Genomic DNA, 8,784 nt, shown 5'->3' on the forward strand with positions numbered 1-8,784 from the left:
GCCGCTCGCCGCGACGGGCAGCGACGAAGTCGCGCCGGCGGACGGGGGCGACGCGCTCGGCCTCGGCCCTGCGCGCCTGACGATCACGTTCGGCTTCGGCCCCGGCATGTTCGCGCTGGCGGGCAAGGACCGCTTCGGCCTCGCGAAGCACCGCCCCGCCGCGCTCGTCGATCTGCCGCGTTTCAACGGCGACCAGTTGCTGCCCGAGAAGACCGGCGGCGACCTGTTCATCCAGGCGTGCGCGGACGACGCGCAGGTCGCGTTCCACGCGGTGCGCCAGCTCGTGCGCCTCGGCGCGAAGGCCACGCAGATGCGCTGGGGCCAGGCCGGCTTCACGTCGGGCAAGCCCGGCGAGACGCCGCGCAACCTGATGGGCTTCAAGGACGGCACGATGAATCCGCCGATGTCCGATCCGGCCGCAATGGACGAATTCGTGTGGGCCGGCAGCGAAGGCCCGGCATGGATGAACGGCGGCACCTACACGGTCGTGCGCCGGATCCGCATCACGCTCGAGCACTGGGACAACACGGAGCTCGGCTTCCAGGAGCAGGTGGTCGGCCGTCACAAGTACAGCGGCGCGCCGCTCGGCCAGAAGAACGAGTTCGAGGCACTCGATCTCGACGCGGCCGACAAGGACGGCAACCCGGTGATCCCCGACAACGCGCACGCGCGCCTCGCATCGCCGCAGTTGAACAACGGCGCGCAGATCCTGCGCCGCGCGTACTCGTACAACGACAGCACGAGCTTCTACATCGAGCGCTGGCCGCCGTGGCGCCAGCAGACCGAGTACGACGCGGGGCTGATGTTCGTCGCGCACCAGCGCGACCCGCGCAAGGGCTTCATTCCGATCAACGAGAAGCTCGCGAAGCTGGACATCATGAACCAGTTCACCACGCACGTCGGCAGCGCGATCTTCGCGTGCCCGCCGGGCGCGCAACCGGGTTCGTACATCGGCGCCGCGCTGTTCGACGCATGACGACGCGCAACGCAAGCCAAGGCACTCCTTCCCGGCCCCGCCGGGTGCAACCTGCTGAAAACCACATGAACACTTCACCCGTTAGCCGCCCGCTGCGGCACCTGATTTCCGCGGCGGCCGCCGCGCTGATGCTGACCGGCGCGCTGCACGCCGCGCGCGCGCATGCCGCGACGCTCACGCTGTACAACGCGCAGCACGAGCAGGTCGTCAACCAGCTCGTCAAGGACTTCGAAGCGCAGAGCGGCATCACCGTGAAGGTGCGCTCGGGCGAAGGCCCCGCGCTCGCCGCGCAGCTCGCCACGGAAGGCGACCGCACGCCGGCCGACGTGTACTTCACCGAGAACTCGCCGGAGCTCGTGCTGCTCGACCGCAAGGGCCTGCTCGCGAAGACCGACGGCGCCGCGCTGCAGTCGGTGCCCGCGCGCTTCAACCCGGCCGACGGCAACTGGGTCGGCGTGCTCGCGCGCGAGAACGTGCTCATCTACAACACCGCGAAGCTCCAGCCGCAACAGCTGCCCGCATCGCTGCTCGATCTCGCGAAACCGGAATGGAAGGGCAAGGTCGGCGTCGCGCCGAGCGATGCCGACTTCCTGCCGCTCGTGAGCGCGGTGCTCGCGCTGCACGGCGAAGCCGCGACGCTGCAATGGCTGAAGGGCCTGAAGGCCAACGCGCAGATCTTCGACGACGATGAAGGCGTGACGGCAGCCGTCAACCGCGGCGGCGTGCTGACCGGCATCGTCAACAACTACTACTGGGACCGCCTGCACGCCCAGCTCGGCGACAAGTCGACCCGTAGCGCGATCTACCACTTCGGCAAAGGCGACGTCGGCGGTGCCGTCAACGTGTCCGGCGCCGCGGTGCTGAAGGCATCGAAGCACCAGCCGGAAGCGCAGAAGTTCGTCGCGTATCTCGTCAGCGAGCGCGCGCAGAAACTGATGGCCGGCGGCCATATCAGCTTCGAGTATCCGCTGCATCCGGGTGTCGCGCCTGATCCGATCCTGAAGCCGTTCAACGAACTGAGCCCGCCGGCGCTGACGTTCGAACAGCTCGGCGACGACAGCCAGGCCGGCAAGCTGCTGCGCCAGGCCGGTCTGCTCTGACCATGAGCGACGCCGTGTCCCGCACGGCAAGCACCGCACGCGACGATGAGCACACCGCGACACGGCGCCGCCCGTCGCGCGCGCTCGTCGCCGCGGCCGCGTGCGGGCCGCTCGCGATCCTGCTGCCGCTCGGCTTCACGCTGTACCGCGCAGCTACTTTCGGGATCGACGATGCGATCGAGCTGCTGTGGCGCCCGCTCGTCGGCGAACTGCTGGTCAACACGCTGTCGATCACGCTCGCCGCGACGCTCATGTGCACGCTGCTCGGCACGGCGGTCGCGTGGTTCATCGAGCGCACCGACCTGCCCGCCCGGCCGCTGTGGACCGCGCTCGCGGCCGCGCCGCTCGCGGTGCCGCCGTTCATCACGAGCTATGCGTGGGTGTCGCTAAGCCTCGACCTGCAGGATTTCCTCGGCGCGCTGATCGTGCTGACCTCCGCGTACTTCCCGCTCGTCTACCTGCCGGTGGCCGCCGCGCTGCGCGAGCTCGATCCCGCGCTGGAGGAAAGCGCGCGCACGCTCGGCTGCTCGCCGTGGCATACCTTCTTCCGCGTCGTGCTGCCGCAGTTGCGCCCCGCGCTGTGCGGCGGGATGCTGCTCGTCGCGCTCGGCGTGCTGTCCGAGTTCGGCGCATTCCAGTTGCTGCGCTTTCGCACGTTCACGACCGAGATCTATGCGGAATACCGCACCGCGTTCGACGGCGGCGGCGCATCGCTGCTCGGCTGCGTGCTGATCGCGCTGTGCCTGCTGTGCCTCGCGATCGAGGCGCGCGCTCGCGGCCATGCGCGCTACGGTCATACGCACCGCGCCGCGCGCCGCGTCGCGATGCGTTATCCGCTCGGCCATCTGCGCGGCCCCGTCACCGTCGCATTCGCCGCGCTCGCGGCCGCGACGCTCGGCGTGCCGCTCGCGATGATCGGCTACTGGCTCACGCAACAGGGCGCGGCAGCCGTCACGCCGGCCGACGTGTCGCCCGAGCTGCTGTGGCAAGCCACGCTCGCATCGTCCGGCTACGGCCTGATGGCGGCAGCCGTCACGACGCTGCTCGCGCTGCCGCTCGCGTTCCTGCTGGTCCGCTATCCGGGCCGCGTCGCGACGCTCCTCGAGCGCACGGCGATGACCGTGCAGGGCGTGCCGGGCATCGTCGTCGCACTGGCGATCGTGTCGATCACGGTGCGGCTGCTGCTGCCGCTCTACCAGAGTGCGCCGGCGCTCGTCGCCGCGTACGCGATCCTGTTCCTGCCGCTCGCGGTCGTCAGCGTGCGCGCCGCGCTGTCGCACGTGCAGGTCCGGCTCGAGGAAACCGCCCGCTCGCTCGGTCTCGGCTGGCGCGCGACGCTCACGCGCGTGGTGCTGCCGCTCGCGGCACCCGGCCTCGGCGCGGCCGCGACGATGGTGTTCATCTCGGTCGTGACGGAACTCAACGCGACGCTGCTGCTGTCGCCGATCGGCACCCGCACGCTCGCGACGCAGGTGTGGAGCGATACGGCGACGCTCGCGTTCGCCGCCGCAGCGCCCTATGCGGCGCTGCTCGTCGCACTGTCGCTCGGCGCATCGGGACTGCTGTTCCTGCTGCTCGGGCGTGCGTCGGTGCGCGACTGAGCGCCGCCCTTTTTCCCCGGAACCGCCCATGAGCGAACTACGCATCCACGGCCTGTCCAAATCGTTCGGATCGCATACCGTCCTGCACGACATCGACCTCACGGTGCGGCGCGGCTCGCGCCTCGCGCTGCTCGGCCCGTCCGGCAGCGGCAAGACGACCCTGCTGCGCGTGCTGTGCGGCTTCGAGCGCGCCGAGCGCGGCACCGTCGAAATCGACGGGCGCCGCGTGGCCGCGCCCGACGTGCACCTGCCGCCCGAACAGCGGCGAATCGGCTACGTGCCGCAGGAAGGCGCGCTGTTTCCGCATCTGTCGGTGGCCGACAACATCGCGTTCGGGCTACCGCGCGCGGCGCGTCGCCGCCATCATCGCGTCGACGAACTGCTCGAGATGGTCGGGCTGCCCGCGTCGTATGCGAGCCGTGCGCCGCAGCAACTGTCCGGCGGGCAGCAGCAGCGCGTCGCGCTCGCACGCGCGCTCGCGCCCGAGCCGTCGCTCGTGATCCTCGACGAACCGTTCTCGGCGCTCGACACGTCGCTGCGCCACGAAACGCGCAGCGCGGTCGCGGATGCGCTCGCCGCGGCAGGTGCGACATCGGTGCTCGTCACGCACGACCAGCCCGAGGCGATGACGCTCGGCGATGAAGTGGCGGTGATGTGGCATGGCCGGCTCGTGCAGACGGCCGCGCCGCAGACGCTGTACCGGCAGCCCGTCACGCGCGACGTCGCGTCGTTCGTCGGGCAGGCCGTGCTGCTCGCCGGTCACGTGCGCGGCACGCACATCGCCTGCGCGCTCGGCGAACTGCCGCTCGTCGCGCCGCTGCCCGACGGGCCGGCCGATGCGATGCTGCGTCCCGAGCAGATCGGCATCGTGCCGGTTACGCACGCCGACGCGGCGCGCGGCCATACGGCGCGCGTCGAAGCCGCGCAGTTTGCGGGCCAGGACGCCGACGTGCTGGTGCGCCTCGATGCCGATCTCGACGTACGCGTGCGCGCACGCGTGCCGGGGCATCGGTGTCCGGCCGTCGGCGAACGTGTTGCACTGGTGGTCGACGGCGCGGTGATGGCGTACGCGCGCTGAGCGGAGCGGCACGCCGCTTCGCGCTTTTACTCGCGGTTATTCGCGTTCACACGCGTTCAGGCATCGGCGCAGCCCGCATCCGACAACGGCCGGAACGTCCGGCCCTCCGTCTCGACCGCCGCGCCCAGCAGCCGCGCGAGCCCCTTCGCGCCTTCGCGCATCACCACGTCGTGGTTCCATCGGAACAGCGGGCGACCGAGCGGCTCCAGCCGGTTCATCCAGCGCACGTGCGTGCGGATGTGCCAGTCGTAGCGCACGATCGTGCGTGCGCCGTCGGCGATGAACGACCAGCATCCGTCGCCTTCGATCGCACCGCTCGCGCGGCCTTCGAGCGCATGCGGCGGCTCGACGCGTCGCACGCGCATGTCGAAAGTCAGCCGGTACGGCAGCGCGCCCTTCCACGTGTACCGGTGCAGCGCGCCGACGCCGCGCGCGTCGCCCGGCTCGATCTCGACGGTGCTCACGGCGCCCTTCCACCAGTCGGGCCAGCGGTCGACCTGATAGATCGCGTCCCACACCACCGCGAGCGGCGCGTCCACGCGCCAGGTCGTCGAGAACCGGTAATCCGCCATGCAGCCTCCGGCATGCCCGTCAGGGGCACGAGTCAGCGCACCGCTCAGGGCGCGAAGAAGCGTTCGGGAAACGCGACGTCGATCTCGACGTCGTCGAGCGTCACGGTTTCGAGCGGCACGTCGTCATCGTCCGCGAAGCTGACGACCTTCAGCGGAAAGCCGTCCTCGGCATCCAGCCACAGCCGGTAGCGATGCACGCCGTCGACCGCGTGCGCGGGTGCGCCCGTGACCGACACGCGCAGCGCGGTCCGGCCGCCGACGGCTTCCTCGCCTTCGGTCACCGTCGCACCGCCTTCCTGCAGCGCATGGACGTTGCGCAGCAGTTCACCGACGTCCGACCGGTCGACCCGGTGGCCGCTGCGGTCGCGCACGAGCGGATTGGACGGCGACAGCGTCAGCGCGGGCGGCGCATGCGCGCCGAACGGGCGCAGCCGCACCTTGCCGTCGCCGGGGTCATACGCGAGCACCGCGCCGTGATGCGGCGACACGAAATCCATCCGGACGAAGCCCGGTTTCAGGTACGCGTAGCGGAATTCCGTCCGTTCGCCGCTGCGCGCGGACGAGCGGATCGTCGCGCGGTACGAGCGGACGTGGTCGAAATGCGCCTGTGCGACGGTCACGGGATCGGCGGTCATGCTCGCTCCTATCAGGCTCGCGGCCAGCAACGCGGCGATCACGGCGCCGCCTCGACATCGAGCACGCCTTCCATCCCGCGCTCGCGATGGCTCCTGAAAAACAGCAGCCGATGCGTGCAATAGTAGGCGAACCGGCCCGGCTGCGCCGGCGTGAAGCGAAACGTCTTCGGTGTCGTGCCGAGTTCGGTGTGTACCGCGATGCCGGCCTGCGGCGCATCGATTTCGAAGCTGTGCGGCACCAGGCCGGGTTCGGCCGACACGGTCAGCTCGACCGGCACGTGCGCCCGCACGATCACGTGGTTCGGCCTGAAGAAATAACTTCCGCCGACGATTGCCACCCGCTGCACGCCGTCGGCGTCGACGGGCACGCGCACCGGCGCGTCGCCTTCCGCCCGCGCAAGCGCGGCGCCCGCGGCGAGCACCGTCGGCACCAGCATCCGTACGAGCGCCTTCGTTATCGTCATCTTCATCGCCTGCTCCGTACCGGCGCCGCGCGCGTCACCCCTTCCACGCGTCGGTCGGGCCGCCAAGCTCGCCGCACGCGTCGATCGCGAGTTCGCGCAGGCGCCGTTCGTCGCCCTGGCCGGACAATGCGTAGCCCATCCCGCGATCCGACCAGAAATACGTGTAGCGGTCACCGGCCGACCTCGCCTGCGGCGCGAGGCGCCGTGCGTCGTAGGCCGTCATGTACAGCGTCACGCGCTCGCCGTCCGCGCGCTGGTACATGAGCTGCGCGGCCGGCCCCGCTTCGTCGGGGAGCAGCCGGCCACCGATCAGCACGTAGCCGTATTCGTCGAGCGACGGCGCGCGCACGGGCCGCCCGACACGCGTGGACAGCCACGCGACGAGACGTGCGGGGTCGCCCGCGCCGACCTCGACCGGATGTTCGCGGTCGGCCGCGTACGTCGCGTACGCGACATCCGCGCGCGCAGCGAACGCCGGTTCGCTGCCTAACGTCACCCAGCCCACATGCAGCGCGACGCCGATCAGCAGCCCGGCCGCGAGCCCCGCGAATGCATAGGCAATCCCGCGCCGGCGCGGCGCACGGCGCTGCACGAACAGCGCGGGCGCGGCACCCGGCAGCGGGAACAGCGCCTGCAGCGCGTCGCGCTGCGCACGGTAATGTGCGAATCGTTCGGCTTCCTCCGGATCGGCCTGCAGGCGTTCGAGCATCTCGCCGCGCTCGTGCCCGGACAGTTCGCCATCCAGCAACGCGGACAGCAGTTGCGCCGACGCATCGTCGTCCCGCTCGTTCGAAGGCTTGTGCGATTCGTCCATCATGTCTTCCCGATCACCCGTAACGCGGCCGTACCGTGCGCCGGCGGCTCGTCCGACAGCAGCGCACGCATCTGCCCGCGCGCCCGTGCGAGCCGCGACATCACCGTCCCCACCGGGACGCCGAGCACCTCCGCGGCATCGCGATAGCTCAATTCCTCGAGCGCGACCAGCAGCAGCACCTCGCGCTGTTCGACCGGCAACCGGTACAGCGCGCGCTGCACGTCGCGCAGCACCAGCCCGCCAATTTCGCCGGCCGGCGCGGCCATCGTCTGCCACGGCGCCGTCGCGTCGTCGACCGCGATCTCGTGCCGCGCGCGCAACTGGTCGATGAAACGGTGCCGCAGCAGCGTCAGCAGCCACGCGCGCAAGTTGCCGCCATCACGCGGCGGGCGGTTCAGCGCACGCTCGAGCGTGTCCTGCACGAGATCGTCCGCCCAGGCCCGGTCGCCCGTCAGCGCGCGCGCATAGCGCGTGAGATGCGGCAACCACACCAGCAGATCCGATTCGTAGCTCATCAGGATGCCTCGCGCGTTGCCGCACCGTCACGGACGCGCGACGTGCCACATGCCGCCGATCCCGTCGCCGCCCGCGTCGCCGGGCTTGCGATCCTGCTTCCATCGATACAGCGGGCGCCCGCGGTACGCCCATTGCTTCTTGCCGTCGTCGCGCGCGACGAGACTTAGCGCGCCCGTTGCCTTGTCATACGCGTCGGCGAGCGCGGGCGGCCAGTTGGCCGCACACGCGCGGTCGCACGCGCTCTTGCCGGGCGCATCGCGATCGAACACGTACAGCGTCATGTGATCTTCGTCGACCAGTTTCCCGTCGCCGGCCTGCGGTGGTTCCGCGGCGGCGGGCTGCACGATTGCCGCCGTCAGCGCGGCGGCGACGAGTATCCGTTTCATGCCCTTTCTCCTTGACACGGCATCGCGACACGGCGGCACCGGCCGGGACGATCGGCTTCGTCACGACCATTATCGCGCCGGGCGGCGCTGCCGGGATTCGGTATCTAAACGGATGGAGGCGACCGGTTATTCCATGCCGGCCTACGAGCGTCGGCAGCAGCCATTCATGCGACGAAATAAAAAGGGGACACCAAAAGGCAACGCGGCATGACATCGCTGTCATGCCGCGTTGCGCGACCCGTTGCGCACGGCGGCCGATCTGGCGCCGCCGTGCGTGTCCGGCCGGTTACTTCGGCAGTGCGCCCGTCAGCGACTGGAGCAGCGACGACACCGGCGCGAGCGGGTTGCCCGGTGCGCTGTTGCCCGAATGCGGCGTGACCGACAGACCCGGCGCGGAGCCGAGCGCCGTGCCCACCGTCGTGCCGACCGCGTTGACGACCGTCGCCGTCGCGTTGGCGCCCGTCGTCAGCAGCGAGCCGACTGCACCCGCCGTGCCGCCGGCCGCGTTCGCGCCCGAGATCGGAAGACCGTCGTGTGGGGAAAGCGTGTGATCCATCGTGTAGCTCTTCGCGGTCCGCGTGTCGTATGAACGAGAAATACTGTAGACTAGCACTACTGTAATGACGCTGACTTGCCTCGCGA

The 8,784-nt window shown here is 70.4% G+C and carries 10 protein-coding genes and 1 pseudogene; 4 read left to right on the forward strand and 7 right to left on the reverse strand.

The annotated features are described in order from the left end of the window. The 4 genes from G3O06_RS44735 to G3O06_RS44750 form a co-directional block, all read left to right on the forward strand. On the forward strand, positions 1-976 hold a 976-nt coding region (locus G3O06_RS44735), incomplete at its 5' end, for a Dyp-type peroxidase (protein ID WP_205819906.1). A gap of 65 nt (positions 977-1,041) precedes the next feature. Then, entirely contained in the window at positions 1,042-2,076 is a 1,035-nt protein-coding gene (locus G3O06_RS44740) for an iron ABC transporter substrate-binding protein (protein WP_174913099.1), read from the forward strand. Positions 2,077-2,078: 2 nt separating this feature from the next. Beyond that, entirely contained in the window at positions 2,079-3,677 is a 1,599-nt protein-coding gene (locus G3O06_RS44745) for an iron ABC transporter permease (RefSeq protein ID WP_205819907.1), read from the forward strand. 28 nt (positions 3,678-3,705) lie between these two features. Further along, positions 3,706-4,755, forward strand: coding sequence for an ABC transporter ATP-binding protein (locus tag G3O06_RS44750; RefSeq protein ID WP_174988112.1), 1,050 nt, complete (start codon positions 3,706-3,708; stop codon positions 4,753-4,755). 56 nt (positions 4,756-4,811) lie between these two features. On the opposite strand, the gene G3O06_RS44755 is transcribed toward G3O06_RS44750, so the two are convergent. The 7 genes and pseudogenes from G3O06_RS44755 to G3O06_RS49450 form a co-directional block, all read right to left on the reverse strand. Next, entirely contained in the window at positions 4,812-5,327 is a 516-nt protein-coding gene (locus tag G3O06_RS44755; protein WP_205819908.1) for an SRPBCC family protein, read from the reverse strand. Between the two features lie 44 nt (positions 5,328-5,371). Next, positions 5,372-6,004, reverse strand: coding sequence for a DUF1571 domain-containing protein (locus G3O06_RS44760; protein ID WP_174913107.1), 633 nt, complete (start codon positions 6,002-6,004; stop codon positions 5,372-5,374). Beyond that, a complete protein-coding gene (locus tag G3O06_RS44765; RefSeq protein WP_205819910.1) occupies positions 6,001-6,399 on the reverse strand; it encodes a quinol oxidase in 399 nt (132 codons plus the stop codon). The genes G3O06_RS44760 and G3O06_RS44765 overlap by 4 nt, the downstream gene beginning before the upstream one ends. A gap of 61 nt (positions 6,400-6,460) precedes the next feature. Further along, positions 6,461-7,243, reverse strand: a complete 783-nt coding sequence (locus G3O06_RS44770; protein WP_205819909.1) for an anti-sigma factor — start codon at positions 7,241-7,243, stop codon at positions 6,461-6,463. Then, on the reverse strand, positions 7,240-7,755 hold the full coding sequence (locus tag G3O06_RS44775) for a sigma-70 family RNA polymerase sigma factor (protein ID WP_039361534.1): 516 nt from the start codon (positions 7,753-7,755) through the stop codon (positions 7,240-7,242). The genes G3O06_RS44770 and G3O06_RS44775 overlap by 4 nt, the downstream gene beginning before the upstream one ends. A gap of 27 nt (positions 7,756-7,782) precedes the next feature. Then, the gene (locus G3O06_RS44780; protein WP_174968437.1) at positions 7,783-8,142 is read right to left on the reverse strand and encodes a hypothetical protein; all 360 of its coding nucleotides are present in this window, start codon (positions 8,140-8,142) and stop codon (positions 7,783-7,785) included. Positions 8,143-8,428: 286 nt separating this feature from the next. Further along, positions 8,429-8,784, reverse strand: a pseudogene (locus tag G3O06_RS49450) (hypothetical protein); the annotation flags it as partial.

It is taken from the genome of Burkholderia sp. Ac-20345, from assembly GCF_017104825.1.
Lineage (GTDB): Bacteria > Pseudomonadota > Gammaproteobacteria > Burkholderiales > Burkholderiaceae > Burkholderia > Burkholderia lata_B.

Bases quoted from the DNA above. Each gene is read 5' to 3' on its own strand.
- G3O06_RS44740 (WP_174913099.1), top strand. From the start codon at position 1,042: ATGAACACTTCACCCGTTAGCCGCCCGCTGCGGCACCTGATTTCCGCG.
- G3O06_RS44745 (WP_205819907.1), top strand. From the start codon at position 2,079: ATGAGCGACGCCGTGTCCCGCACGGCAAGCACCGCACGCGACGATGAG.
- G3O06_RS44750 (WP_174988112.1), top strand. From the start codon at position 3,706: ATGAGCGAACTACGCATCCACGGCCTGTCCAAATCGTTCGGATCGCAT.
- G3O06_RS44755 (WP_205819908.1), bottom strand. From the start codon at position 5,327: ATGGCGGATTACCGGTTCTCGACGACCTGGCGCGTGGACGCGCCGCTC.
- G3O06_RS44765 (WP_205819910.1), bottom strand. From the start codon at position 6,399: ATGCTGGTGCCGACGGTGCTCGCCGCGGGCGCCGCGCTTGCGCGGGCG.
- G3O06_RS44770 (WP_205819909.1), bottom strand. From the start codon at position 7,243: ATGATGGACGAATCGCACAAGCCTTCGAACGAGCGGGACGACGATGCG.
- G3O06_RS44775 (WP_039361534.1), bottom strand. From the start codon at position 7,755: ATGAGCTACGAATCGGATCTGCTGGTGTGGTTGCCGCATCTCACGCGC.
- G3O06_RS44780 (WP_174968437.1), bottom strand. From the start codon at position 8,142: ATGAAACGGATACTCGTCGCCGCCGCGCTGACGGCGGCAATCGTGCAG.